This window comes from Bradyrhizobium jicamae (assembly GCF_001440395.1).
Classification (GTDB): Bacteria; Pseudomonadota; Alphaproteobacteria; order Rhizobiales; family Xanthobacteraceae; genus Bradyrhizobium; species Bradyrhizobium jicamae.
Window position 1 is genome coordinate 134,862 of the sequence record NZ_LLXZ01000120.1, and the last position, 26,230, is coordinate 161,091.

A 26,230-nucleotide genomic window follows, 5' to 3' on the forward strand; every position below is an offset into this window, starting at 1 on the left:
CCTTCGGCGGATCATGTGGCGTTCGCGGTCGCCGCAAGCGGCAGCCCCGCGACCAGATTTTGCGGCTTCAGCCGCACCACCTTGTCCGCGCCCATGGCGAGAATGAGATAGACCGGCTTGTCGCCGACCCGCTCATCCACCAGCCGCGCATCTTCGAATGTCAGCCGCATCAGGGCCACGATGCGCTCGGCAACGTCCCCTTCCAGCCGCTCGCCGCGCCACAGCGCGTTGCCGATCCGCGTCGCCTCGCTGTCGAGGCCGATGAACCAGCGCCAGTCGCGATCCTCGATCGAGGCAATCGTTTCGACGTTGACGGTAATCCCGAGGAGATGACCGAGCCAGCGCTCGATGACCCGGCACAGCCCGGCGCGCGCTTTCTTGTTGCCGCCGAGATTCATGACCATTGCATGCGCGTCCGATCGCGACCAATAGGTCCAGGCGTTTTCATCGTCCATCACGTCCATCTCGCCGAACGACTTCGGCCGCTGCAGCATCGCCGTCAGCGGCGACGAATGCAGGTCGTGCTGGGCATGCTGCTCCGCCTCGATGACCTCGGCATCGGCCAGCAGCAGCGTGCCTTCGTGAATGGCGGCGAGTTGGCTGCGATAGAACAATTCGGCCGCCCGCAAGATATAGGGATCGTCGCAGCCTTCGAGCGCGTTGCGCAGGATCAGGTGACACAGTTGCGACAGAAAGATCGGCGGCAGGTCGCCGGCCCCCTTGCGAGCCAGTGCGACATAGACCGCCTCCAGCGACGGCGCCGCCATCAGCCGGTCACGGAAATTCATCATGAAGGACCAGTTTTCGCGCGCATCCGCATCGGCGAGCGCGGCGATGTCGGCACCCGACACAGGACGCAACGGATCGGCCATCAGGCTCTCATGCAGGCGAAGCTCGGCCTCGCAGGCGTCGGCCGGCGGCAGCAATTCAGGCCGCGCCAAATAGGCCATGATGAGTTCGGGCGTCGCCACCAGCCCGCCGTGATCGGCGCGGCGCGTGAGGTGATGACCCGAGGCGACCCAGAATTCTCTCATGTACGATCCGTCGTCTTGCCGTCGGTTCTGATCAGCCCGCGAAGATCGACCTCATCGGCAGGTTCATCATCGCCTTCGACTTCATGGAAGGTAAAGGCGCTGGCATGGGCGTGCAACCGGTCGGCATCTGCGGCAGCCGGACGCGGCTTCAGGGTGCGAAAGCGCTCGCGGATCTCGCCATTCTCGACGCTGCGCTGCACGGCGAGCAGCGTCTGCGGCGGATGATCGCAGAGCGAGCCTGCGAACGCGATCTCTTCCTCGGCCGCAAGACGCGCGGCGTTCGCATCGGGCGCGCCGAATTTACCCATCAAATGCCCGGCGAGCCGCTCGATCATCGCCTGCCGTTCCGCTTCGCTCGCTTCGGTGACGACAGCAAGCGTCGACCATCCGAGACTGTCGATCCCGAGAAAGCCCGAACGCAGCGCCACGCGCTGCTTCTGGCCGAGCGTCGCCGGATCCTGGTTCCAGAATATGAACGCGCCGGAAACCGCCCATTCGCCGGGTTCCGCCGCCCGCTCGAAAACAAAGGTATCGGACGGATCCAGCCTGATGGTTCGCGGAAACTTCAACATGTCCGCCTCATTCGAATTTCGGACCCCGCGCCTGAGGATCATACCAACTGGCCCTCGCCAGCGCATCCACGAGGCTATTCCGCTCCGGCGCTGCGTTGCCGGCAGCCAGCCGCACCAGAAGATCGCCGTTGACGTCGATGCCCCGGCGCTCGCCGGCCTTGCGTTGAGGCAGTCGCTCCAGATAGTCGCGCGCGATCGCCTCGAAGCCGCGCTCCTTCCAGCGGTCGAACGCGGTCATCAAATGGCGGCTGAAGCTTTCGATGATCGCATCGGTCTCGACCATCTCGAAACCTTCGCTCAGCAGGGACACGCCCGAAGCCGCCTGCACCTCCGGGACATGCGCCATCGCGGCCGCGCGCAGGATCACGCCGAACACGAGCCAGGACGGCACCTCGTCCTCGGCGCAATCGTTCGGCCAGGCCAGTCGGCCGCCACCAAGCAATCCGGCGTCGAACCTGATGGCGTCGGGCCAGTCGAACGCAACCTCCCGCTCCGGCGGACAATGGGCGGCAATCGCGTCCGCCAACGCATTCATGCCGGCAAAGAACGCCCGGCGCGCCGAAGCAAGCGGCTCGTCCGGTTCGAGCACCACCGCGAACTCGACCAGGTCATAGCGGCGCACCCATACCAGTGTCCCGGCCCCCGCCTCCGCCGCGATCTCGCGAGCATGGGCAAACGCGTCGCCGAGTTCGCGCAACGCGACCAAAGTATAACCGGGCGGCAGATCGAGCGTCTGTTCCGTATCCCCGAGACGAGCGATCACGAAGAGCTATTTCCCTCATGGCTTCATAGGCCGCTTGTGTATGCTACCCCGCACTAGCTGGCAGCGCGAGCGGCCTTATATCTTGCAGATATCCGCCCGAGCGGTTACCGCAGAACCACGGGGTGAAGCAACCGCCCGGTATGGCGCATCGGGTTTAGGGTAGTTCAACATGAATGCGGCGAAGTCTCGCCTCCTGATTTGCAGTTGCGAGAAGACCATGCCGCTCGATGCGGAAGCGATCGGCCGTGGCTGCACGGGCAAGATCACGCAGGCGAACCAGCTTTGTGGCCTCGACCTCGACCGCTTCAAGGAGGCGCTCGCCGCAGGCACACCGATCACGGTTGCCTGCACCCAGGAAGCGCCATTGTTTCGGGAAGTTGCGGAAAATTCCCCGCAAGCGGAGCTTACCTTCGTCAACATCCGCGAGACCGGCGGCTGGTCGAAGGACGCCGCTTCCGCCGGTCCGAAAGCCGCCGCGCTGATTGCCGCGGCCGGCGAAGAGATGCCGCCGCTACAGCTGGTGACGCTGGAGAGCAGCGGCGTTGCGCTGATCTATGGCCGGGATGAAATCGCAATCGAGGCAGCGCAGCGTCTCGCCGACCGGCTCGACATCACCGTGCTCCTGACCAAACCCGGCGACGTGATCCCACGGCGTGCCAACGAATTTCCTGTGCTCAAGGGCACGATCCGCAACGCCCGCGGACATCTCGGGCAGTTCGAGCTTGCGATCGACGATTACGCGCTGCCATCCCCATCCTCGCGCGCAAAACTCGTGTTCGGGTCGTCGCGCGATGGCGCGTCGTCGACCTGCGATCTGATCCTCGATCTCTCCGGTGGCACGCCGCTGTTTCCCGCGCATGAATTGCGTCCCGGCTATCTGCGCGCCGATCCGCGCGACAAGGCCGCCGTCGAGCGCGCGATCGCGGATGCCGGCGCGCTCGTCGGCACTTTCGACAAGCCGCGCTTTGTCAATTTCGAACCGTCGCTCTGCGCGCATTCGCGCTCGTCCATCACCGGATGCACGCGCTGTCTCGATTTGTGTCCGACCGGCGCGATCGCGCCGAACGGCAACGCGGTCGCGATCGACGCCAATGTCTGCGCCGGCTGCGGCTCCTGCGCGTCCGTATGCCCGACGGGCGCGGCATCCTATGCGTTGCCAAGCGCGGACGCCCTGATGCGACGTCTGCGCACGCTGCTGCAGACCTACCGCAAGGCCGGCGGCAGCGAGGCCGTGGTGTTGTTTCACGACGGCGAACATGGCGAGGACATCATCGATGCCCTGGCGCGGTTCGGCGAGGGCCTGCCGGCCAATGTGCTGCCGCTGCGCGTCAACGAAGTGACGCAGATCGGGCCGGAGATCATTGCCTCCGTCTTCGCCTATGGCGGCAGCGCCGCCGCGCTGCTAACGCGCGGAAAACCGCGCCACGACATCACGGCGCTTCGTCGCGCGGTCGAAACATCAGACACCATCATCTCGGCGCTCGGCTTCGGCACTGGCCTGGTCCGCATCGTCGAGACCGACGACCCGGATCAATTGCGCGCCGCGCTGGATGCCGCGCCCCGCGGGGTCGCCACACAAAAGCCGGCCAGCTTCATGCCGCGCGGCGCAAAGCGCGGCGTGCTGGAGACGACGTTTCGCGAGCTTCATCTCGCCGCGCCTGCGCCGGTCGACGTCGTGCCGCTGGCGCCGGGCGCTCCCTTCGGCACCGTGAACCTGAATGTCGACGGATGCACGCTGTGCCACGCCTGCGTCACCGCCTGCCCGACCGGCGCGCTATCTGATAATCCCGACCGCGCGATGCTGCGCTTCACCGAAAGCCTCTGCGTGCAGTGTGGGCTCTGCCAATCGACTTGCCCCGAGAAGGTCATCACGACAGAGCCGCGTCTCGACTTCCAGGCCTGGAACACGCCGCAGCGCGTGCTGAAGGAGGAAGAGCCGTTCAGCTGCATCGCCTGCGGCAAGCCCTTCGGCACCAAGAGCTCGATCGATCGCGTGCTGGCCAAGCTCGGCAGCGAGCGACACTGGATGTTCCAGGGCGCCAATGCGAAGCGGCTCGACGTCATCAAGATGTGCGCGGATTGCCGCGTCGAGGCCGTCGTGAACGAAAGCTTCGACCCGCATGCGGTGCCGCAGCGCCCGCCGGTCATGTCAACCGAAGATTATTTGCGCGCGCGCGAAGCAAAGAAGGACGATCCGCTTGGATCGTGAGCAGCCCGTGTCCGCCACCCCGCCAGATCTCAAGGCCCGCGCGACGTCGAAGGCGGCGGGCATTCCCGGCGTCAAGCACGTCATCGCGGTTGCCTCCGGCAAGGGCGGCGTCGGCAAGTCCACCACCTCCTGCAACCTCGCGCTCGGCTTTGCCGCGCTCGGGCTGAAGACCGGCGTTCTCGACGCCGACATCTACGGTCCGTCGCAACAGAAACTGTTCGGCCTGCGCGGCAAGCCGCGGCAACTCGGGCCCCGCATGCTGGAGCCGTTGGAGCGATTCGGTGTCAAGGTGATGTCGATCGGCTTTCTGGTCGAGGAAGACAACGCCATGATCTGGCGCGGGCCGATGGTGATCTCGGCGATCACCCAGCTGCTGCGCGAGGTCGCATGGAACGATCTCGACATTCTCGTCGTCGACCTGCCGCCCGGCACCGGCGATGCGCAGCTCACCATGGCGCAACAGGCGCCTCTCGCCGGCGCGGTCATCGTCTCGACGCCGCAGGATATCGCCCTGATCGACGCGCGGCGTGGCATCGCGATGTTTCAGAAGGTGAGCATTCCGATCCTGGGCCTGATCGAAAACATGTCGAGCTTCTGCTGCCCGACCTGCAACCACGTCACGCCGATCTTCGGCCATGGCGGCGCGCGGACGGAAGCCGAAAGCCGCGGCATTCCCTATCTCGGCGAAATCCCGCTGGATATGCAGATTCGCCAGACCTCCGACGACGGCCGCCCCATCGTCGCGGTCGAGCCCGACGGCGTCCATGCGAAGCATTATATCGCCATCGCCCGCGACATCTGGACCACCATTGTCACCGGCGCAGCATACCGGCCGCCGCCGCGCATCGTCATCGAATAGACGCGGGCCCGGCTCATGGGCTCATGAAGACGGCGTTGATCTGCTCTGCACCACCGACAAGGCCGAGCGCATGCAATTCATCCCGATGCAGATCGACAAGGAGGATTGCCAGCACGGCAAAAAGGGCTGCGGCGGCGACCACAAGGAACCGCGAGACGGATGCATCGGTCGCGCCGCTTTGTACGGCCGTCCGATCCCGGAGCGATGATATGAGAGCCAGCAAGGCATAGAGCATTGCGATCTCTCCTCGTCGTGGTCACCGGAGCGTAGAGCGCGATTCGGCCCATGTCGAGAATGCCCGGGAAGGACATCGTGCCACACCTGCGAGCAGGTGTGGCGAGCGCACGCGTGCATAGCTGGCCTTCCAGGTCAGATGCTTACCGAGTTAGGAGGAACGAAAGCGGGTCGGATCGATAGATCGGTTTGAGGTGATGTGGTCGATCTCGCCGCGCGTGAGACCAATGTCCGCAAGCTCGCCGTCGGTAAGGCGACACAATTGCGTTCGCAGCCTCCCGCGTTTGCGCCACTCCTGAAATGTAATCCAATACGCTTCGAGAGGACTGTAGACCTGCCGTTTGGCGGTTGCTGATCCGAACTCGGTGGTCCCTTGGATCATGCTCATTGCGGTGTCTCCCGCCTGGATTGTTTTGCCAGGCGAAGTTGCCGCAAAATGCGCCGGCGCGCTTAACTGGCGGCTTACATTTCCCTTATCGGCAGCTTATTCTTCCTGCTGCTTAAGGGTACTGAGAGGTGAGCCAGAAGGAATGGCCACTTGCGCTATCTCTTCGAGGATTACACGTTCGACACCGAACGGCGTGAACTGCATCGGGCGGCGGATGCAGTTTCGGTCACACCGCAGGTTTTTGACCTGCTCGATTACCTGATCCGGAACAGGGAGCGCGTCGTCAGCAAGGACGACCTTATCAGCGCCGTATGGAAGGGACGTATCGTCTCTGATGCTGCTTTGACAACGCGACTGAACGCTGCACGGAATGCAATCGGCGATTCCGGCGAGGGGCAGCGTCTTATCAAGACTTTGCCTCGCAAAGGCTTTCGCTTTGTTGGTACGGTGCAGGAAGCCCCATTGTGCGCGACTGCGGCAGTCGTTGCCGGGCCAAGCCATCAAATGCCGGGCCGGAATTTGCCGCCTCACCTTTCCATCGTTGTGCTCCCCTTCGCCAACCTTAGCGGCGAGGCCGAACAAGACTGCTTCGTCGATGGTGTAACTGAGAGCCTCACCACCGACCTGTCGCGCATCGGCGGCTCGTTCGTGATCGCCCGCAACAGCGCGTTCTCTTACAAGGGCAAGTCAATAGACGTTCGACAAGTCGGGCGGGACTTGAACATCCGCTATGCTCTCGAAGGCTCCGTACACCGTAGCAGCAACCGGCTTCGGGTGAACGTGCAGCTTGTCGATGCCCAAACCGCTACTCACCTGTGGACCGAGCGTTTTGAGAAACCCGTCGCAGATCTTTTCGATATGCAGGATGAAATCGTATCGAGGCTCGCCAACGCATTAGATGTCCAACTCGTTGTTGCCGAGGCGCGACGCGCGGAACGTTCGCTGAATCCCGACGCATTGGACTTAGCCTTTCAAGGTTTTGCCTGCTTGTACAAGGGGCCGACTCCCGAGCATTTAACTCGGGCGCGCGACTTTTTCGAACGTGCCTTGGCAATCGACACTCGAAATGTCCGGGCGATCGTCGGCTTAGCAATCGTCGATTTTCGAATGGCGATCACCCTGCGCACCGACAACAAGACGGAGCTCCTTTCAGCAGCCGCAACAAAGGCGGTCAAAGCACTCTCGCTGGAGCCGGACGATACATTCGCCCACTTGGTCTTGGGTGGCGTCTACATCATGACAAACCGCGCCGCCGAAGGGATTGCTGAATGCGAGCGCGTATTGGCGATTGATCGCAACGCGGCCTGGGCTCACAGCAGCATTGGTGTGGCCAAAATTCATATGGGGCGCCCCGCCGAGACCGAAGGTCACGTACTTGAGGCCTTCCGTCTCTCCCCCCGCGATACGCTTGCACACCAGTGGATGGACATTGTAGGAACGGCCAAGATGCATCTCAGTGCAGACGCCGAAGCCGCCGACTGGTTGCGACGAAGTATCGAGACCAACCGCAACTATCCTGTTGCACATTTTGCGTTGGCCGCTGCCCTGGGTCAGCTAGGCGCATTGGATGACGCGCAAGCCGCTGCGAAGGCGGGACTTGCGCTTGATCCCGACTTTACTATCCGCCGTTTCCGCGTCGGTTCATCGAGCGACGATCCGACATACCTTGCTGGGCGGGCGCGGATCTGTGAGGGTTTGCGTCTGGCCGGCGTGCCGGAGGGCTGACGACGCGATGGGTCACTATCGAGCCTCTTCGAAACCGCCGAGCGCAGCGGTGAGATTGGCGCCGAGAATATCGGACAGATAGCCGCCCTCCTGAACGAAAACGGTCGGAAGGCCGAGCCGCGCGATCGCAGCGCCGATGCGCCGGAAACCGGCCGTCGTCACCGCAAGGCCAGCGAGCGGATCATGCTCGGAGGCATCGAGGCCGAGCGCCACCACCAACGCGCCGGGCGCAAAGGCGCGGATGGTTTTTTCCGCTTCCCCGATCGCCTTGATGTAATCGTCATCGCCGGTGCCCTTCGGCAACGGGATGTTCAGATTGGCGCCGAGGCCCGGACCCGCGCCGCGCTCATGCGCATATCCCCACACGAAGGGATAGAAGAAGACAGGGTCGGCATGGATCGACACGGTGAGAACGTCTGATCGTTCGTAGAAGATACCCTGCGTGCCGTTGCCGTGATGGACGTCGACATCGAGGATCGCGACGCGCTCATGCTTGAGCCGAAGCTGCGCCGCCGCCACCGCGCTGTTGTTGAAGAAACAGAAGCCGCCCGACATGTCGGCATAGGCATGATGGCCCGGCGGCCGGCATAGCGCATACACGGCGTCTTCGCCGTCCATGACGAGTTGCGCCGCGGTCGTGGCGACATCGGTCGCGGCGCAGGCGGCGGCGTAAGTGCCCTTGCTGATCGGAGCCGCCGTATCCGCCGCGTGCCAGCCGAGGCGGCCGACGATATGGGTTGGATAGGTCGCGCCGTAACGAACCGGGTGGATGTTGGCGATCATCTCCGCACCGGAATCGCCGAGCGCGACCCAGGCGTCCCAGGCTTCCTCCATGAAGCGCAGATATTCCGCGCTGTGCACCCGTGCACGTGGCCCCTGGCCGAACAACGTAGGCTCGACGACCGTGTGCTTGCCGGCCTTCAGCCCTGCCAACAACCGGTCGGCGCGTTCGGGCTGCTCGGTGGTGCGCTTGATCACGCCGCGCACCAGGAAGAATTGCGGATCGTGGCTGCGATGCAGTTCGGTGTAGACGGCCTTCACACGGTTGCTCCGTTGGTTGGAATGAGAATCCCGCTCGGCGGTTCGGCGGCATTGCCGGCCGGCAGCGCAAGCTCCCGCGCCAGCCTGCCGACTTCGCGCCAGGCGTGACCGATATGGTGGTCGACATGCGCGGTGATGCGCTCGGGATGACCGGCCTCGATCGCGGCCAGCAGCGGCTCGTGCGTCCGCGCGATCTCATGCGGGTCGTCGTAAAGACGCCCGATCAGGCCGATCACCATGCGCAGTTCTGCCGCGAGATCATCGAACAGCCGCAGCAGGCGGCGGTTATCAGCAACTTCAAAGATCAGCCGGTGAAAGCGATAGTCCTCTTCCACCTGCCGCGCCGGATCGTCGAGATCGGCGGTCTTGTGCAGAACGTCGATCTGCCGCCGCAACGCGTCGCGCGATGCCGTCGTCAGGTTGCGCGCCGCCAGCACGCTGGCGTGCCGTTCGATGCAGAGCCGCAAATCGTAGATCTCGTCGATGTTCCTGATTTCGAGCTTGCGCACAAAAAAGCCGCGGCGCGGCTTCGCCACCAGCAGACCCTGTTTTTCCAGAAGCCGGGCCGCCTCACGGACCGGCGCGCGGCTGACGCCCAATTCCCGGGCAATCCCCGCTTCCACCACCTTGGAACCGGGCGGCAGGCGGCCCTGAACGATCGCCTGGGTCAGGATGCGCGCGACCTGGCCGACCAGATCGCTGTCCGCAACGGCCGGCAATCCAACAGGAAGAGACATAGGTCGCATCGGCTAAACCCGCGTCATTTCGTGTATAATTTTTAATCGTCGATTGTCGACAGTTTAGTCTTGCCCTAATGTCATGCCCCACGCAAGCTGAAAACGTTGGAACGTGGACAAAGGCGGAAATGACAAGCGCAGCGCAAAACACCGCAACGGCATGGCCTGCGGCTGATGACCAGACCCTCCAGATGCGGATCGACCTCGCGGCGGCCTACCGGCTCATTCACCGGCTCGGTCTGGATGACAGCATCTACACCCACATCTCGGTGCGACTGCCGGGCCGGAACGACCGCTTCCTGATCAATCCCTATGGGCTGCGTTTCGAGGAAGTCACGGCGTCCAACCTGGTGACGGTCGATCTCGACGGCAACGTCATCGACGATCCCATGGGGCTCGGCATCAACCCGGCCGGTTTCACCATTCACAGCGCCGTCCATGCCGCGCGGCATGACGCGATCTGCGTCCTGCACACGCATACGGTGGCCGGCATTGCCGTTGCCTGCCAGAAGCAGGGGCTGTTGCCGCTCAATCAATGGTCGCTGCAGTTCACCGGCTGCCTCGCCTATCACGACTACGAAGGCATTGCGCTCGATCTTGATGAGCGCGAACGCCTCGTCGCCGATCTCGGCGACAAGTTCGTGATGGTCTTGCGCAATCACGGCATGCTGACCTGCGGACGTTCCGTCGCCGAAGCGTTCAAGCTGATGCACAATCTGGAACGCTCCTGCCGCGCACAGCTCGCCGTGCAATCGTCGGGCGCCGAGTTCATTCCGCTTTCCGACGCCGTCGCCCGCAAGACGGCCGGCCAGTACGCGACCTTCTACGACGCGATCGAGCTCAACGGCGTGCCTGACAGCGAGTGGGCCGCCTTCAAGCGGATGCTCGAGCGCACCGATCCCGACTTTGCGAAGTGACAAGCGCGCCCTCGACGATCTGAGAACGCGAAGCCCATTTTCTTTAAACGAGGTATGGAATGTCCAAGCGTAAGATTTTGATGAGCGTCGCCACGATGTGCATGCTGAGCACCGCGGCAATGGCCCAGGGGCCGAAAGCAGGCGGCGTCGTCAACGCCGTGATTCAGCCGGAGCCGCCGGGCCTGATGATGGGTCTGGTCCAGAACGGCCCGACGCAGATGATCGCCGGCAACATCTATGAAGGCCTGCTGCGCTACAGCCCCAAACTGGATCCCCTGCCCGGCCTTGCCGAGAGCTGGTCGGTCAGCGAGGACGGCAAGGTCTACACGTTCAAGCTGGTGAAGGGCGTGACCTGGCATGACGGCAAGCCGTTCACGTCCGCGGACGTCCTGTTCTCGATCGATTTTTTGAAACAGACGCATGCGCGCGCCCGCGGCAATCTGGTTCAGCTCGACAAGGTGGAAGCGCCGGACGAATCCACCGTCGTCTTCACGCTGAAGCAGCCGTTCGGCCCGTTCATCGGCATCTTCGAGGTCGGCTCGCTGCCGATGATCCCGAAGCACCTCTATGAAGGCACCGATTTCAAGACCAATCCGGCCAACAACACGCCCATCGGCACCGGCCCCTTCATGTTCAAGGAATGGCAGAAGGGCTCGTTCATCCGCCTCGTCAAGAATCCGAACTACCACGTCAAGGGCAAGCCGAACCTCGACGAGATCTACTGGCACGTCATTCCGGACGCTGCCGCGCGCTCGGTCGCCTACGAGACCGGCAAGGTCGACGTGCTGCCGGGCGGCTCGGTGGAAAATTTCGACGTGCCGCGCCTGAGCAAGCTGAAGAACACCTGTGTCACCGGCGCAGGCTGGGAATTCTTCAGTCCGCATTCCTGGCTCTGGCTCAACAACCGCTCGGGTCCCACCGCGAACAAGAAATTCCGCCAGGCGCTGATGTTTGCGATCGATCGCAACATGGCCAAGGACGTGGTCTGGAACGGCCTCGGCAAGGTCGCCACCGGCCCGTCCGGCTCGACGATCAGGTACTACACTGGCGCGATGCCGAAATATGATTACGACCCGGCCAAGGCCAAGGCGCTGCTGAAGGAGGCCGGCTACAAGGGCGAGAAAGTCCGCATGCTGCCTTTGCCCTATGGCGAGACGTGGCAGCGCTGGGCCGAGATGGTTCGCCAGAACCTGCAGGACGTCGGCATCAATGTCGACATGGTCGCGACCGACGTTCCCGGCTGGAACCAGAAGGTTTCGGAGTGGGACTACGACATCGCCTTCACCTATCTCTATCAGTACGGCGATCCCGCGCTCGGCGTCGGCCGCAATTATGTCTCCAGCCAGATCGCCAAGGGCTCTCCCTTCAACAACGTCGAAGGCTATTCGAATCCCGAGATCGACAAGCTGTTCGCCGACGGCGCGGTCGCCTTCCCTGATGCGGCGCGTGAGGAAATCTATGCCAAGGCGCAGAAGATCCTGGTCGAGGACGTGCCTGTCGCGTGGATGCTCGAACTGCAATTCCCGACCATCACCCGCTGCAACGTCAAGAACCTGATCACGACCGGCATCGGCGTGAATGACGGTTTCCGTGACGCCTGGATCGAGAAGTAATCCTTCGCTCACTGGGCGTCAGGCCGCACGTCTGACGCCCGAATATCGCGCCTCCAACGCCATCGACAGCTCATGATTTCCTTCATCGCCCAGCGCATCGCGAAGGCCGTCATCGTCCTTCTCGCCCTTGTCGTGCTCAACTTCTTCCTGATCCGGATGGCGCCCGGCGATCCCGCGGTGGTGATGGCGGGCGAAGCCGGCGCGGGCGACCAACTCTTCATCGCGCAATTGCGCGAGAAGTTCGGGCTCGACCGGCCGCTGCCGGTACAACTGTTCCTGTACGTCAAAGGCATTCTCAGCCTCGATCTCGGCTTCTCGTTTCGCCAGCAGATGCCGGTCTCGAAGCTGATTCTCGATCGCTTGCCGGCGACGCTGTTGCTGACAGGGACGGCCTTCGCGATCTCGCTCGCCTTCGGCATCCTGTTCGGTGCATTGGCGGCGCGCTTTGCCGGCACCTGGGCCGACACCGCAATCACGATCGCCGCCCTGATCTTCTATGCCACGCCGCTGTTCTGGGTTGCGCTGATGGCGATCCTGCTGTTTTCGGTCACGATGGATTGGCTCCCAAGTTTTGGTTACGAGACGGTCGGCGCGGGCTACACCGGGCTTGCGCATGTGCTCGACGTCGCCGCCCATCTGATCCTGCCGGCGACCACCATCGGCCTGTTCTTCATGGCCACCTATGCCCGCATGACCCGCGCCTCGATGCTGGAGGTCAACCGGCTCGACTTCGTCAAGACGGCGCGTGCCAAGGGCCTGTCGGATGCCGTGATCCAGCGCCGCCACGTGCTGCGCAACGCGCTATTGCCGGTCGTCACCCTCGCCGGCCTGCAGGCGGGCACGCTGGTCGGCGGCGCGGTGCTGACCGAGACTGTGTTCGCCTGGCCCGGCATCGGCCGGCTGATGTACGAGGCGCTGCTGCAGCGCGACTACAATCTTCTGCTCGGCGTCTTCGTCGTCTGCTCGGCGATGGTGCTGGCCTTCAACCTGATCACGGACCTGGTCTATCGCTCCGTCGATCCTCGCATCGAGTTCGCGTCATGAAACAGGCTTCGCGCGTGCTGTTGCGCAACCCCGGCGGCATGATCGGCATCACGATCCTCGTCATCGCGGTCGCCGTCGCCCTGTTCGGTCCCCTGCTGTTTCCGACCTCCCCCTGGCGCATGGTGCAGCGGCCGTTCCTACCACCGTTCACGCTGTCAGGCTTTCCACTCGGCACCGACGCGCTCGGCCGCGACGTGATGGCCGGCATCATCTACGGCGCGCGCGTCTCGCTGCTGGTCGGCCTGATCTCCACGCTGGCATCGCTGGCCGTCGGTATCCCGCTCGGCGCGGCAGCCGGCTATTTCGGCGGCAAGGTCGACGACGCCCTGATGCGCTTCACCGAGTTCTTCCAGACCGTCCCGAGCTTTGCGCTCGCCATCGTGCTCGTCGCCATCATGCAGCCCTCCATCGTCTCGATCGTGGCCGCAATCGCCATCGTGAGCTGGCCGCCGGTGGCGCGGCTGGTGCGCGGCGAGGTGCTGTCGCTGCGCACGCGCGAGTATGTCCAGGCGGCGGTCGTGACCGGCCAGACCAACTGGTGGATCATCTGGCGCGAGATCCTGCCGAACGCATTGTCGCCCGTCATCGTACTGGCCTCGCTGATGGTCGCGACTGCGATCCTGCTGGAATCCTCGCTCTCCTTTCTCGGCCTCGGCGATCCCAATTTGATGTCGTGGGGCTACATGGTCGGCGCCGGCCGCACCGTGATCCGACAGGCCTGGTGGATCACGGTATTCCCCGGCATCGCCATCCTGGTCTCGGTGCTGGCGCTGAACCTGATCGGCGAAGGCCTCAACGACGCGCTCAACCCTCGCCTCGCCAAGGGAGGACGCTGAGCATGACCGTCGCCGTCAAGAACCTGAAGCTCGCGCTGCCGCCGGGCGGCGACCGTACCCATGCCGTGGATGACGTCTCGTTCGAGCTATCTGCCGGAAAAATCCTCTGCGTGGTCGGCGAATCCGGGTCCGGCAAGTCGATGTGCGCCCACGCGTTGATGGGGCTGTTGCCGGATGCGGTGACGGCCGAATCCGGAGAGATTCTGTTCGAAGGAAAGAACCTCGTGTCGCTCAGCCCTGCGGAATGGCTGGCGCTCCGCGGCCGCGGCATCGCCATGGTGTTCCAGGAGCCGATGACGGCGCTCAATCCCTTGATGCGAATCGGCGAGCAGATCGCCGAGATGTTCGAGGCCCACGGCCTGCTGACTCCGAAGGAGCGGCAGCAGAAAGCCCTCGCGTTGATCCGCGAGGTCGGCCTGCCCGATCCCGAACGCGCGGTGCGCGCCTATCCGCATCAACTGTCCGGTGGCCAGCGCCAGCGCGCCATGATCGCGATGGCCCTGGCGCTCGAGCCCGCCGTGCTGGTGGCGGACGAACCGACCACGGCGCTCGACGTCACGACGCAGGCGCAGATCCTGAAACTGATCCGCGACCTGCAGCGCCGCCGCAACATGGCCGTCATGTTCATCACCCATGATTTCGGCGTCGTCGCCGAGATTGCCGATCGCGTGGTCGTGCTCCAGCACGGCAAGGTGGTCGAACAGGGCACCGCCGACGACGTGCTGCTGCGCGCGCAACATCCCTATAGCCGTGCCTTGCTGGCCGCCGTGCCCACCTTGCAGCCGCCGCAGCGCGCTTCCCTGCTCGACCGCAGCAAGGCGGTGGAAGTGGTCGGCCTCGGCAAGACCTATGTCAGCGGCGGCGGCTGGTTCCGCAGCGAGCGCCGCGTGCAGGCGGCAAAGGACGTCAGCTTCGACATTTTTCGCGGCGAGACGCTCGGTCTGGTCGGCGAATCCGGTTCGGGAAAATCCTCGGTGGCCAGACTTGTGATGCGCCTGATCGAACCCGACGCCGGCAGCGTCCGCATCGGCGATGTCGATCTCACCCGGATTGGCGGCAGGGCCTTGCGCGAACAGCGCCGCCGCATCCAGATGGTGTTTCAGGATCCTTTCGCCTCCCTCAACCCGCGCCGGAAAGTCGGCAACATCATCACCGACGGCCCGATCGCACATGGCGTCGATCCGGCGGCGGCGCGCAAGCGTGCGGGCGAATTGCTCAGCCTCGTCGGCCTCAATGCGAGCGCGATGGAACGGTTTCCGCACGAATTCTCCGGCGGGCAGCGGCAGCGCATCGGCATTGCGCGGGCGCTGGCGCTCGACCCGGAAATCCTGGTCGCCGACGAAGCGGTCTCCGCGCTCGACGTATCAGTTCAAGCGCAGGTGCTGGACCTGCTGGAGGATCTGAAGGCCCGCCTCGGCCTGTCGATGCTGTTCATCACCCACGATTTGCGCGTGGCCGCACAGATCTGCGACCGCATCGCGGTGATGCAGCACGGCGCAATCGTCGAACTCAAATCGGCCGCCCTGCTGTTCGCGGCCCCCGAGCACGCCTACACCCGCGAGCTGTTGTCTGCCGTGCCCGGCCAGACGTTATCGTCCAAGGCCGCATGAACAGGACCGCTTGAACGATGCGTTGTGTTCTCGTCAGCAAGAGCCTCGATCTCCGCGGATACCTCGGCGCGCAATTCCTTCGTGCCGCCGATCGCATCGAAATCGTCAGTCATCCGCACCATGGGCCCGCCACGGACATCCGCCTCGCAGTGGCCTGGCACCCGCCGGACGATGCATTCGATCACTATCCCCATCTGCAGGCGGTCTGCTCGATCGGCGCCGGCGTCGACAACATTCTGGCCTGCCCCAGCCTGCGCCCCGGAGTCGAGGTGATCCGCGTCGTCGATCCCGCCCAGGCGCAGATGATGTCGGGTTTCGTGGCCTGGCACGTCATCGGCCATCAACGGCGCTTTGCGACCTATCAGGCACAGCAGCGCGAGGAGCGCTGGCAGCGTCTCGCCCTGCGCCGGGCGCAAGACGTGCCGGTCGGCATTTTGGGATTTGGCGAGATTGGCCGCACGGTAGCCACGGATCTCCCCGTCATGGCGTGGAGCCGGACTGCAAAGGAGACGCCACCGGGCATAAGTGGTTTCGACGGCACCGCCGGCCTCGATGCCATGCTCGGCCAGACCGAGGTTCTCGTGAACCTCTTGCCCCTGACGCCGGAGACCCGGGGCATCCTCAACCGCACGACATTCGCCCGAATGTATCGCGGCAGCTACCTGATCCAGGTCGGCCGCGGCGAACATCTGGTCGAAGCCGACCTGCTCGCCGCGCTGGAGAGCGGCCAGCTGGCCGGCGCCGCGCTCGATGTGTTCTCGGCCGAACCCTTGGCGCCGCGCCATCCGTTCTGGCGGCATCCCCGCATTGTCGTCACTCCCCACGACGCCTGCGAAGTCAGTGTCGAAGCGATCGGCGCGACGTTTCGCGCGACCGCGGAAGCGATACGGGCGGGCCGCCGGCCGCCGCATTCCATTGACCGCGAACGCGGCTACTGAGCGACAGAAAATGAATATTCTCGTGCCGGGCTCGTCTCCCGCGACGCTTGCCACCCATCCGGTCGATACGCTGCGCGCCGCGTCCGCCATCCCGGAAGCGCAGGCGCAACGGCTGGCGGCCGAGCACTACGGCCTGATCACCGCCGTGCATCGGCTCGACAGCGAGCGCGACCAGAATTTTAGGCTGCGATCGCTGAGTGGCCGCGAATATGTCCTGAAGATTGCCAATCCCGCGGAAGATCGCGCGGTGATCAACCTGCAGACGGAGGCCCTGCTTCACCTCGCGGCTGCCGATCCCGACCTGCCGGTGCCGCGTATCTTTCCGGCGCGCAACGGCATGACCGAGCTGGATATCGCGTTCGACGACGGCTCGACGCGGGTCGTGCGCCTGTTGTCATTCCTTCCGGGAACGCCGATGCATGCGGTGACGGGATCGGCGGTGCTGCGCCGCGATCTCGGCCGCTGCGCCGCGCGGCTGGCGCGCGGCCTTTCCGATTTCAGCCATCGCGGCGCCCATCACAAACTGCTGTGGGACCTGCAGCACGCCACCGAAGTGCGCCCACTCGTCGACGCCGTTCCGGCCGAGCGGCGCGGCCTGATCGAGGACGTTCTCGGTGGTTTCGAGGCCCATGCCCTGCCAGTGCTTGCGCAATTGCCTAGCCAGCCCGTCCATAATGACCTCAACCCGCACAACGTTGTCGTCGATCCCGAAACCTGCGCCGGCGTCGCCGGTATCATCGATTTCGGCGACCTCACCTGCACGGCACGGGTCAACGACCTCGCGATCACGGCGGCGTATCAGGTTGCCGATAGCGACGATCCGCTTGCGCCGGCCTGCGAGATGATCGCGGCCTATCATGCCGCGCTTCCGCTCGGCGCAGCCGAACTCGACGTGCTGTTCGACCTGATCGCCACGCGCATGGCCATGACGGTCGTCATCAGCAGTTGGCGCGCCGCCCGTTATCCTGCTAACCGGAACTACATTCTGCGCAACAATGCCGCGGCATGGGCGCGGCTGCAGCGTATGGTGAAACTCTCGCGCGACCAGGCGAGAGTTCAGATCCAGCGCGCCTGCGATGTGGAGTAGAGAAATGTCCGCCGCCGACGAGGCCACACAAGACCTGATCGCGCGCCGCAACCGCCTGCTCGGGCCGGCATACCGGCTATTCTACGAACAACCCGCGCAATTCGTCCGCGGCGAAGGCGTCTGGCTATACGACACGGCCGGAGATCGCTATCTAGACGCCTACAACAACGTCGCCTCCGTCGGTCACTGCCACCCGCACGTCGTGCAGGCGATTGCGCGGCAGGCCGCCGTGCTCAACACCCATACGCGCTATTTGCACGAGACCGTGCTCGATTTCGCAGAACGGCTGCTGGCGACGTTTCCGCACCAGATCGGCCACGTCATGTTCACCTGCACCGGCAGCGAGGCCAACGACCTCGCGCTTCGCGTGGCGCGAACCTGCACCGGCGGCACCGGCTTCATCGTCACGGCAAACGCCTATCACGGCGTCACCAGCGCGCTGACCGAGCTGTCGCCTTCGCTCGGGCTGCCGCTTCCGCAAGGAAGCCACGCGCGGTTAGTGCCAGCGCCGGGCTCGGGCAAAAACGCCGCTGAAATCTTTGCCGGGCACGTCAACGTCGCGCTGGAAGATATGAAGCAGAGCGGCATCCGCCCGGCGGCGCTGCTGGTCGATACGATCTTTTCCAGCGACGGCGTGTTCGCCGATCCGCCCGGCTTTCTGCGCCCCGCGGTCGAGGCCGCACGCGCGGCCGGCGCGCTGTTCATCGCCGACGAAGTGCAGCCCGGCTTCGGCCGCTGCGGCGAAGGGATGTGGGGCTTTGCGCGCCACGACCTCATTCCCGATCTCGTCACCATGGGCAAGCCGATGGGCAATGGCCATCCCGTAGCTGGTATGGCGGCACGACCGGAGTTACTGGCGGAGTTCGGCCGGCGGTCGCGCTACTTCAATACTTTCGGCGGCAACCCGGTGTCGGCTGCCGCCGGCATTGCGGTTCTCGACGTGATCGAGCGGGAAGGATTGATGGGGAACGCGCGGGACACCGGTGCTTATCTGATCAAGCTGCTCACGGAGCTGCGGGCGCGGCACACATTGATCGCCGAGGTACGTGGCGCGGGTTTGTTCGTCGGCGTCGAGTTGCGGCGCGGTGGGCCGAGCGGCACACCTGCCACGGCGGAGGCCACGCGCATCGTGAACCTGTTACGTGAGCGGCACGTGCTGATCAGTTCGGCCGGACCGCACGGCAACGTGCTCAAGATCCGGCCGCCTCTCGTGTTCCGTACCGAACACGCAGACATGCTCGTCCAGCGCCTCGATCAGGCACTGGCCGAACTGGAGGTGATGTCAGATCAACAAGGAGGCGCGGCTTAAGCGCCGGCGGACGGCAGGCTGGCGGCCGCGATGGCCACGATCTGAGACAGCCGGCGGCCGATCCGGGAGGACGCGCTGCTGAGCAATGAACGAACCTGTCGCATCTCTTCGTCTTCCATATGCGCCGGGGGCAAGGCGCACAGGGAAAATGGTCCCGATCGGCTAAGTAGTCGAGATATCAGGGAAAATAGCAATGTGCGCTTCGTCGAAGCGCCATTTGGCAGTGGAATTATTGCCGCGATCGACCCGCAGGCGGAGCAAATTTTCTCCCCGGATTCGGACCTATAATCCGGTGATGCCGCTGTCGACCGCCAGCGTCTGGGCGTTAACGTAGACGCTCTCGTCGGACATGAAGAACAGCGCCGCATAGGCAATTTCCCAGCCCGTCGCCATCCGCCCGAACGGCACGCCCGCCGCACTTCGCGATGGCCGGCCGGCGCTGGTGTGGCGGCCGAGCGGCGTGTCAACCAGTCCGGGGCAGATGGTGTTGGCGCGGATGCCGCGGCGGGCGCCTTCCTTGGCGACATTGCGCATCAGGCCGCCGAGCGCTGCCTTCGACGCGTCATAGGCGATCAATTGCGAGCCGGAACGAAGCGCTGCGATCGACGAGATGAACACGATCGAGGAGCCGTCGGCGATATGCTTGAGCGCCTTGCGGCAACAGAGCATCGGTCCGGTGAGATTGACCGCAAACGTGTCGTTCCACTCCTTGAGATCGACCCCTTCCAGGCCGAGCGCGCCAACCCCGATGCCGACATTGAGCACCATGCCGTCGAACCCGCCGAGTCCCTCGCGCGCCTCGTCGATCATCCGGTTCACGGCGTCTTCGCGCGAAATGTCGGCCTCGATCGAAAATGCCTTGCCGCCTTCGGCAACGATGCGTTGCACAGTATCGTCAGCGCTGGCCCGGTTCACATCGGCGACCGCAACCTGCGCCCCTTCCCGCGCAAACAGCAGCGACATCGCCCGGCCGTTTCCGACCGGATCGGTGGCGGCATCGAACGTGCTTTGTCCGCCGCCAACGATAAGAATCTTGCGGCCCTGAAGACGCCCGCGGCCCGGAGCCTCGCCCGCGGATTCCGCGCTGAGCTGGCGCACATAGCGAATTTTGTCAGTCATCGTCTCTTATCCCACGTTTTGCGCGGCCTGCGGCGCGCCCAGGAGCCTGCGCAGCGAACCCAAAACTTCCTTGGGCCTGTCGTGGTGAAGCCAGTGGCCGGCGCCTGCGATCTTCACCAGTTCGGCCTGCTTGAAATGCGCGAGCAGGCCCTCGGGATCGGGAAGGAAGCTTTCGTCGCCCCACATCAACAGGGTCGGACAGGTGATGCGCGACCACAGGGCGACATATTCGTCCGACGACAGCCGATACGGCGCCCTCGCCCGCTGATAATGGTCGAACTTCCAGCGGTAGAGGCCGTCAGTGCCTTTCCGGACGCCATGGCTGGCAAGATGAAGCGCCAGTGCCGGCGTCAGCCGCTTGTTACGCGTAGACAGCCGCTGCGCGGCTTCCTCGACCATTCGGAACGTACTCTCCTGATGCTCCGCGATACGGTCGAGCTGGCCGATCCATCGCGCCATCTGTTCGTGGATTGGCGCCGGTTGCGAGCCCGCGAGGAACGCGCCGTCGAGCACGGCGAGACGCGACACCTCCTCCGGGAAGGTCCCGGCATAGGCCAGCGCGACCATGCCGCCCATCGAATGACCGACGATCGCTGCGTCCTGCAAGTCAGCAGAGCGCATCAGCTGGGTGAGGTCATAGACATTGTCGGTCAGGCTATAGCTGCTTCCCTTCGCCCATTCGGAATCGCCGTGCCCGCGCAGGTCCGGTGCCATGATGTGGAAATGGGGCTGCAAGTCTCGCGCGATCGCATCCCAGTTGCGGCAGTGGTCGAGGCCGCCATGGACCAGGATCAATGGCGGCGCTGATACATTGCCCCAGTCGACATAGTGCAACCGCAGCCCCTGCGACTCGTAAAAGCGATCTGCCGGTTCGGCCATCGTGTCTCTCGCGCAGCTCGCTTCCTATTTCGGCGCAAATCCGAACGTGCGTTCGAAGCGCTTGGCGTAATCGGGCCACACCTCGGGATTGACGATACGCGGCGGCCGCTTGCCGTCGAGCGCGTCGAGAATCTGCTCGGCGGCGATTTTGCCCATGTTGATGCGCGCTTCCTTGGTCACGCCCGCCGTGTGCGGGCTCGCCAGCACGTTGTCGAACTGCAGCAGCGGATGCTCCGGCGGCGGCGGCTCCTTGTCCCAGACATCGAGGCCGGCGCCTGCGATACGCTTGTCGCGCAACACTTCGTACAGCGCCTCCTCGTCATGAATGAAGCCGCGCGCCGTGGTGACGAAGAATGCGTGCGGCTGCATCAGCGCGAATTCACGCGCACCGATCATGCGGCGGTTGTCCTTGGTGAGCGGACAGGAAATCGAAACGAAATCCGAACGGCGCATCAGGTCGTGCAGCTCGACCTTCTCGCCGCCGCGGGCGGCGATTTCTTCCGCGGAGAGATAAGGATCGTAGGCGATCACCTTCATATGCAAGAGTCCCTTGCAGAGCTCGGCGATGCGGCGGCCGACATTGCCGATCCCGACGATGCCGACGGTCTTGCCCTGCACCTCGTTGCCGATCAGCGAATTGCGATTGACGTTGGCCTGGCGCCGCAGCGCGCGGTCGGATTCGAGGATGCGCTTGGACAGCGTCAGCATCATGCCAAGCGCGTGCTCGGCGACCGAATTGGCGTTGCCACCGGTTTGATTGACGACAAGCACGCCCGCCGCCGTGCAGGCATCGACATCCACGGGATCGAAGCCCGCGCCGTTCGAGGAAACGATCAGGAGGTTCGGCGCCCGCCGCAACAGATCCTGGTCGACGTGGAAATGCCGCGCGATCTCGTCGCGCGCGGCGCCAACCTGATAGGCATGCGCCGCCGACAGGATCGGCGCTGCGACCGCGTCCGGGCTGTCGTTTTCCAGCCGGTCGAGCCGCACGTCGGCGCGCGCCTTCAGGATATCGACATAGATCTCGTGGGCGAGATATTTGACATAGAACACGCGCTTGTTGTTGACGGTCATTTTCCTTGGCAACTTTCAGTTCGGAAGAACGTGGAGCTCGTGATTTGACGAGTGGCCACTCGCGAGCGGATCAGGGTGCAGGTCAAGTATGGGCGGAGTGGACAAGGCAGCCAGCGCCGCCATATTGGCAGCAGTCCAGACACATCCAGCATGGCACCCCTCCCGACATCTTTTCCTGTTTATCTCACATGGTCGCATGCTGACTGAAGCGGCGCGAGGCGCAGAGCAGGATACGATCGGAACATGTTGACAATCTCGCCGAGGGCGTCAAGTTCGCCGCTCCTGGGATGAACGCCAACCAAAAATCGGCGCGGGCAAAGGAGACCAAAATGGCGGTTGCGGAGGAAAAAACCTCGCCCGAAACCTCTGCGAAGAGCTGGCACGGTATCTTGCTGGAGACGCTCAAGCGCAACGATGTCCGCCTCGTCCCCTATGTGCCCGACCGCATCCTGACGCCGCTGATCAAGAACCTGCACGCCGACCCGTTTTTTACGACCTTCGCCACGGCGCGCGAGGAGGAAGCGGTCGGCATCGTCTCCGGCGCCTGGATGGGCGGCATGCGGAGCGCGGTGCTGATGCAGACATCAGGGTTCGCCACGCTCGCGAACGTACTTGCCTCGCTGGCCATCCCCTATCAGATCCCGCTGATCATGTTCGTGTCCGAACGCGGCACGCTCGGCGAATTCAATTACGGCCAGTCGCTGGTGTGCCGCACCATGCGGCCGGTGCTGGATTCGCTGGCGATGGAGCACCACACCATCACCCGACTGGATGAACTCGAATTCATCGCCGACCGCTCGATCAAGCAGGCCGTCACCACGCAGGCGCCGGTGGCGCTGATCCTCTCGCCGCTGTTGACCGGCGGCAAGGTCTTCGACAAGTGAGCGATGCCAGGAAAACTGCTGAGAAAACTGCTGAGAAAACTGCAATGAACAACGATAGTCCGGCCCGCAATACCAAGGTGATGAACCGCTTCGACCTCACCTCGCGGCTGATTGCGAAGCTGAAGAACGAGGAAGCCGTGATCGGCGGCATCGGCAACACCAATTTCGACCTGTGGGCCGCCGGCCACCGGCCGCAGAATTTCTACATGCTCGGCAGCATGGGCCTCGCCTTCCCGATCGCGCTCGGCGTCGCGCTGGCGCAACCGGATCGTCGCGTGTTCGCGCTCGAAGGCGACGGCTCACTGTTGATGCAACTGGGATCGCTGTCGACGATCGCGACGCTTGCGCCGAAAAACCTCACCATGGTGGTGATGGACAACGGCATCTACCAGATCACCGGCGCGCAGCCGACGCCGGGGGCCACCGTCGCCGATCTCGTCGCCATTGCGGTGGCAAGCGGGCTCACCAACAGCAGCTGGGCGGCGGACGAAGACGATTTCGAGCGCCTGATCGAAAAATCCATGTCGGCCGAAGGCCCGACGCTGATCGGCGTGCGCATCGACGACAAGCCGGGCACAGGCACCACCCGTCGCGATCCCGTGCAGATCCGGGAGCGTTTCATGCACGGTATGGGCGTCAGGGAGCCACTCTGACGGATTAACCACATTGCCTCACGCGCGGCGCATGGACTTACCGCACGGAATGTGCGTTATGCCGTCCCGATGACGATTATCCTTCGACTTTTCGCCTGGGGCCTGGCCGCAGCCATCGCTTTCGCGACCCTCGGGCCGGCGAGCCAACGGCCCCACTTGAAGCTCGGGCAGAACGGCGAGCACGCGCTGGCCTTTGTGCTGCTGGGGCTCGCTTTCGGGCTGGCTCACACGCGCAACCGTTCGTTTACGGCGACGCTCGTCATTGCCTTCACTGGCCTGATCGAAATCCTGCAGCTCTGGGCGCCAGGCCGGCACGCGCGCATGACGGACTTCGTGGTCGACGCGTTGGCCGCATCTCTCGGCCTTCTGGTTGCCGCGGTGCTCGACTGGAAGCTCAGGCGAACGCAGCGGTCGCTGCCGTAACCCACAAAGATTCCTCGCAGGCGCGGCCTGCGAGGAATCTCAGCCAATTGCTTTGGTTCGTCAGTCGAGGATCCGCACCACCCTGCGCGTCCGCGGCTCCACGATGACGCGGCGATCATTGACCACGGCATAGCGGTATTCGGTGTGCTGCGGCACCGTGCGCAGTTCGACAGTCGCCGGCAGCGGCTCGCCTACCACTACCTGCTCACGGACCACGACAGAACGATCGCGCGGAACCGAATTGATCACCGCGTTCGGAATTTCCACGGCCGCGCCGACCGCAGCACCGACGGTGCCGCCGACGATGGCGCCGACTGGACCCGCGGCTTCACCGCCGCGCGCGGCGCCTTCCGCCGCGCCTTGCGCGGTGGTCGACTGGGCAAACGCGGCGCCCGACATCATGAGCGAGGCGGCAAGCACGGAAACAGCCAAACGATTATTCATTGCATCCTCCAGTAAACTGATGATGCATTTCAACCACGGGCGGCGTCAGAAGTTCCGGTTCCAATGCGGCAGCAAAAAGGGCCGCGCCGAAATCTCGACGCGGTTCCAAGTCACAGGGAGAAACAAAAATCAGGCTTTGGCGACCTCGTGGCTTGCCATCATTTCGAGCGCGCGCACCATTCCCGAATGGTCCCAGGCCTTGCCGCCGTGCGCGGTGCAGGAAGAGAACAATTGCTGCGCGACTGCCGTGCTCGGCAAGGAAATGCCAAGCGCCCGCGCGCCTTCCAGCGCCAGGTTGAGATCCTTCTGGTGCAGCTCGATACGGAAGCCCGGCTCGAAGTTGCGCTTCACCATGCGCTCGCCATGCACTTCGAGAATGCGCGACGAGGCGAAGCCGCCCATCAGTGCCTGCCGCACCAGCGCCGGATCAGCGCCTGCTTTCGACGCAAACAGCAGCGCCTCGCCGACCGCCTCGATCGTCAGCGCGACGATGATCTGGTTGGCGACCTTTGTCGTCTGCCCGTCGCCATTGGCGCCGACGAGCGTGACGTTCTTGCCCATCTTGTCGAAGATCGGCTTCAGGGTGTTGAACGCACGCTCCGGTCCACCGACCATGATGGTAAGGCTCGCCGCCTTGGCGCCGACCTCGCCGCCGGAAACCGGCGCATCGAGGTAGTCGGCGCCGAGCGCCTCCACCTTCTTGGCAAACTCCTTGGTCGCGAGCGGCGAGATCGAACTCATGTCGACGACGATCTTGCCCTTCGAGAGGCCCTTCGCAACGCCATCAGGCCCGAACAGCACCGCTTCCACATGCGGCGTATCCGGCACCATGATGATGACGATGTCGCCCTGCTCGGCGACGTCCTTGGCCGACTTGCAGACCACGCCGCCGGCCGCAACCAGCTCCGGTGCGACAGGTACGACATCATGCAGGAACAGGCGGTGGCCGGCAGCCTGGAGATGGCCCGCCATCGGGCGCCCCATGGTGCCAAGGCCGATAAAGCCGATATTGGTCATTTCAACTCCCCTTTGTCGTTTCTTGTTCAGGTGTCGGCCGTCAACGCGGCGTGCCAACCGAGACCTTCGACCGTCGTCGTCCTCGGTTTGTATTCGCAGCCGATCCAGCCACGATAACCAATAGCGTCGAGATGGCGGAACAGGAAGGGATAGTTGATCTCGCCCGTCCCCGGCTCATTGCGGCCGGGATTGTCGGCGAGCTGGACGTGGGCGATGCGCGGCAGATGTCTTTGCAGGGTGCGCGCAAGGTCGCCCTCCATCACCTGCATGTGGTAGATGTCGTACTGCACGAACAGATTGCTCGAGCGCACGTCGGCGATGAGCTGAAGTGCCTGCGCCGTCCTGTTCAGGAAGAAGCCGGGAATATCGATCGTGTTGATCGGCTCGATCAGGAGCTTGATCTCCTCCCTGGCCAGCGCATCCGCCGCAAAGCGCAAATTGCCGACCAATGTCTCGTTGAGATCGACAGCGTCCGCGCCGTCGGGCGCGATGCCGACGAGGCAGTTGAGCTGCCGGCAATCGAGCGCCTTGGCATAGTCGATGGCGCGGGCGACGCCGTCGCGAAACTCGTCGACCCGGTCAGGCAGGATGGCGATGCCGCGTTCGCCGGCGCCCCAATTGCCGGCGGGGAGATTGTGCAGCACCTGCGTCAGCCCGTGCTGGTGCAACTGCTCGCGCAGATCGGCCTTGTCGAAATCATACGGGAATAGATATTCGACCCCGTTGAAGCCCGCGGCCTTGGCGGCGGCGAAGCGCTCGAGAAACGGCTGTTCGCCGAACAGCATGGTGAGGTTGGCGGCAAATTTCGGCACGATCTACTC

The 26,230-nt window shown here is 64.1% G+C and carries 27 protein-coding genes; 14 read left to right on the forward strand and 13 right to left on the reverse strand.

Annotation, left to right across the window (positions count from 1 at the left end; all coding sequences use genetic code 11):
* Positions 1–11: 11 nt before the first annotated feature.
* From CQ12_RS20205 to CQ12_RS20215, 3 genes are read right to left on the reverse strand one after another with little or no spacing between them, the layout of a single operon-like run.
* Positions 12–1,034, reverse strand: coding sequence for a DUF6352 family protein (locus CQ12_RS20205; protein ID WP_057837043.1), 1,023 nt, complete (start codon positions 1,032–1,034; stop codon positions 12–14).
* A complete protein-coding gene (locus tag CQ12_RS20210) occupies positions 1,031–1,606 on the reverse strand; it encodes a DUF6505 family protein (RefSeq protein WP_057837044.1) in 576 nt (191 codons plus the stop codon). The genes CQ12_RS20205 and CQ12_RS20210 overlap by 4 nt, the downstream gene beginning before the upstream one ends.
* A 7-nt stretch (positions 1,607–1,613) precedes the next feature.
* Positions 1,614–2,369: a biotin/lipoate--protein ligase family protein gene (locus tag CQ12_RS20215; protein ID WP_057837045.1), complete on the reverse strand. Its 756-nt coding sequence runs from the start codon at positions 2,367–2,369 to the stop codon at positions 1,614–1,616.
* Between the two features lie 169 nt (positions 2,370–2,538).
* Between CQ12_RS20215 and CQ12_RS20220 the strand changes: the two genes are divergently transcribed.
* Positions 2,539–4,578: a 4Fe-4S binding protein gene (locus CQ12_RS20220; protein ID WP_057837046.1), complete on the forward strand. Its 2,040-nt coding sequence runs from the start codon at positions 2,539–2,541 to the stop codon at positions 4,576–4,578.
* Positions 4,579–4,585: 7 nt separating this feature from the next.
* Positions 4,586–5,437 carry an Mrp/NBP35 family ATP-binding protein gene (locus tag CQ12_RS20225; protein ID WP_430642247.1) on the forward strand — a complete coding sequence of 284 codons (852 nt, stop codon included), beginning with the start codon at positions 4,586–4,588 and terminating at the stop codon, positions 5,435–5,437.
* 13 nt (positions 5,438–5,450) lie between these two features.
* Here CQ12_RS20225 and CQ12_RS20230 read toward each other — a convergent pair whose 3' ends face one another.
* Positions 5,451–5,672 (reverse strand): hypothetical protein, encoded by a 222-nt coding sequence (locus CQ12_RS20230; protein WP_057837047.1) that lies wholly within the window; start codon positions 5,670–5,672, stop codon positions 5,451–5,453.
* Positions 5,673–5,822: 150 nt separating this feature from the next.
* Positions 5,823–6,059 carry a DUF1127 domain-containing protein gene (locus CQ12_RS20235; RefSeq protein WP_057837048.1) on the reverse strand — a complete coding sequence of 79 codons (237 nt, stop codon included), beginning with the start codon at positions 6,057–6,059 and terminating at the stop codon, positions 5,823–5,825.
* 150 nt (positions 6,060–6,209) lie between these two features.
* On the opposite strand from CQ12_RS20235, the gene CQ12_RS20240 reads away from it, so the two are divergent.
* On the forward strand, positions 6,210–7,784 hold the full coding sequence (locus tag CQ12_RS20240; protein ID WP_057837049.1) for a winged helix-turn-helix domain-containing protein: 1,575 nt from the start codon (positions 6,210–6,212) through the stop codon (positions 7,782–7,784).
* A gap of 15 nt (positions 7,785–7,799) precedes the next feature.
* Here the strand turns inward: CQ12_RS20240 and CQ12_RS20245 are convergent, their stop codons facing one another.
* Both CQ12_RS20245 and CQ12_RS20250 read right to left on the reverse strand, forming a co-directional pair.
* Entirely contained in the window at positions 7,800–8,825 is a 1,026-nt protein-coding gene (locus CQ12_RS20245) for a histone deacetylase family protein (RefSeq protein WP_057837050.1), read from the reverse strand.
* Positions 8,822–9,562, reverse strand: a complete 741-nt coding sequence (locus CQ12_RS20250) for a GntR family transcriptional regulator (protein ID WP_245310020.1) — start codon at positions 9,560–9,562, stop codon at positions 8,822–8,824. The genes CQ12_RS20245 and CQ12_RS20250 overlap by 4 nt, the downstream gene beginning before the upstream one ends.
* A gap of 128 nt (positions 9,563–9,690) precedes the next feature.
* Between CQ12_RS20250 and CQ12_RS20255 the strand changes: the two genes are divergently transcribed.
* The 8 genes from CQ12_RS20255 (at position 9,691) to CQ12_RS20290 (ending at position 18,916) form a co-directional block, all read left to right on the forward strand.
* Positions 9,691–10,479, forward strand: coding sequence for a class II aldolase/adducin family protein (locus CQ12_RS20255; RefSeq protein WP_057837052.1), 789 nt, complete (start codon positions 9,691–9,693; stop codon positions 10,477–10,479).
* Between the two features lie 59 nt (positions 10,480–10,538).
* Positions 10,539–12,092 (forward strand): ABC transporter substrate-binding protein, encoded by a 1,554-nt coding sequence (locus tag CQ12_RS20260; protein WP_057837053.1) that lies wholly within the window; start codon positions 10,539–10,541, stop codon positions 12,090–12,092.
* Positions 12,093–12,164: 72 nt separating this feature from the next.
* Positions 12,165–13,136 (forward strand): ABC transporter permease, encoded by a 972-nt coding sequence (locus CQ12_RS20265; RefSeq protein WP_057837054.1) that lies wholly within the window; start codon positions 12,165–12,167, stop codon positions 13,134–13,136.
* Entirely contained in the window at positions 13,133–13,972 is an 840-nt protein-coding gene (locus tag CQ12_RS20270; RefSeq protein ID WP_057837055.1) for an ABC transporter permease, read from the forward strand. Before CQ12_RS20265 ends, CQ12_RS20270 begins: the two co-directional genes overlap by 4 nt.
* Before the next feature lie 2 nt (positions 13,973–13,974).
* Positions 13,975–15,582, forward strand: coding sequence for an ABC transporter ATP-binding protein (locus CQ12_RS20275; protein ID WP_057837056.1), 1,608 nt, complete (start codon positions 13,975–13,977; stop codon positions 15,580–15,582).
* Positions 15,583–15,599: 17 nt separating this feature from the next.
* Positions 15,600–16,520: a 2-hydroxyacid dehydrogenase gene (locus tag CQ12_RS20280; RefSeq protein ID WP_057837057.1), complete on the forward strand. Its 921-nt coding sequence runs from the start codon at positions 15,600–15,602 to the stop codon at positions 16,518–16,520.
* Between the two features lie 10 nt (positions 16,521–16,530).
* On the forward strand, positions 16,531–17,607 hold the full coding sequence (locus CQ12_RS20285) for a phosphotransferase (protein WP_083519385.1): 1,077 nt from the start codon (positions 16,531–16,533) through the stop codon (positions 17,605–17,607).
* Between the two features lie 4 nt (positions 17,608–17,611).
* Positions 17,612–18,916 (forward strand): aspartate aminotransferase family protein, encoded by a 1,305-nt coding sequence (locus CQ12_RS20290; protein ID WP_057837058.1) that lies wholly within the window; start codon positions 17,612–17,614, stop codon positions 18,914–18,916.
* Positions 18,917–19,198: 282 nt separating this feature from the next.
* Here the strand turns inward: CQ12_RS20290 and CQ12_RS20295 are convergent, their stop codons facing one another.
* The 3 genes from CQ12_RS20295 to CQ12_RS20305 are packed head-to-tail and all read right to left on the reverse strand — an operon-like array spanning position 19,199 to position 21,988.
* Positions 19,199–20,035 (reverse strand): SDR family NAD(P)-dependent oxidoreductase, encoded by an 837-nt coding sequence (locus tag CQ12_RS20295; RefSeq protein WP_057837059.1) that lies wholly within the window; start codon positions 20,033–20,035, stop codon positions 19,199–19,201.
* Positions 20,036–20,041: 6 nt separating this feature from the next.
* Complete coding sequence (locus CQ12_RS20300; protein ID WP_057837060.1) at positions 20,042–20,914, reverse strand: alpha/beta fold hydrolase; 873 nt, start codon at positions 20,912–20,914, stop codon at positions 20,042–20,044.
* A 24-nt stretch (positions 20,915–20,938) separates the two neighbouring features.
* Positions 20,939–21,988, reverse strand: coding sequence for a hydroxyacid dehydrogenase (locus CQ12_RS20305; RefSeq protein ID WP_057837061.1), 1,050 nt, complete (start codon positions 21,986–21,988; stop codon positions 20,939–20,941).
* Positions 21,989–22,317: 329 nt separating this feature from the next.
* Between CQ12_RS20305 and CQ12_RS20310 the strand changes: the two genes are divergently transcribed.
* From CQ12_RS20310 to CQ12_RS20320, 3 genes are all read left to right on the forward strand, one after another.
* Complete coding sequence (locus tag CQ12_RS20310; RefSeq protein ID WP_057837115.1) at positions 22,318–22,872, forward strand: thiamine pyrophosphate-binding protein; 555 nt, start codon at positions 22,318–22,320, stop codon at positions 22,870–22,872.
* Positions 22,873–22,916: 44 nt separating this feature from the next.
* Positions 22,917–23,525: a thiamine pyrophosphate-dependent enzyme gene (locus tag CQ12_RS20315; RefSeq protein WP_057837062.1), complete on the forward strand. Its 609-nt coding sequence runs from the start codon at positions 22,917–22,919 to the stop codon at positions 23,523–23,525.
* Between the two features lie 69 nt (positions 23,526–23,594).
* Positions 23,595–23,948, forward strand: a complete 354-nt coding sequence (locus tag CQ12_RS20320) for a VanZ family protein (protein WP_057837063.1) — start codon at positions 23,595–23,597, stop codon at positions 23,946–23,948.
* 60 nt (positions 23,949–24,008) lie between these two features.
* Here CQ12_RS20320 and CQ12_RS20325 read toward each other — a convergent pair whose 3' ends face one another.
* The 3 genes from CQ12_RS20325 to hyi all read right to left on the reverse strand — a co-directional run bounded on the left by CQ12_RS20325 (position 24,009) and on the right by hyi (position 26,221).
* A complete protein-coding gene (locus CQ12_RS20325) occupies positions 24,009–24,392 on the reverse strand; it encodes a DUF1236 domain-containing protein (protein WP_057837064.1) in 384 nt (127 codons plus the stop codon).
* A 129-nt stretch (positions 24,393–24,521) separates the two neighbouring features.
* Complete coding sequence (locus tag CQ12_RS20330; protein WP_347337439.1) at positions 24,522–25,439, reverse strand: 2-hydroxy-3-oxopropionate reductase; 918 nt, start codon at positions 25,437–25,439, stop codon at positions 24,522–24,524.
* On the reverse strand, positions 25,436–26,221 hold the full coding sequence (gene hyi / locus CQ12_RS20335) for a hydroxypyruvate isomerase (RefSeq protein WP_057837066.1): 786 nt from the start codon (positions 26,219–26,221) through the stop codon (positions 25,436–25,438). Before hyi ends, CQ12_RS20330 begins: the two co-directional genes overlap by 4 nt.
* Positions 26,222–26,230: the final 9 nt, after the last annotated feature.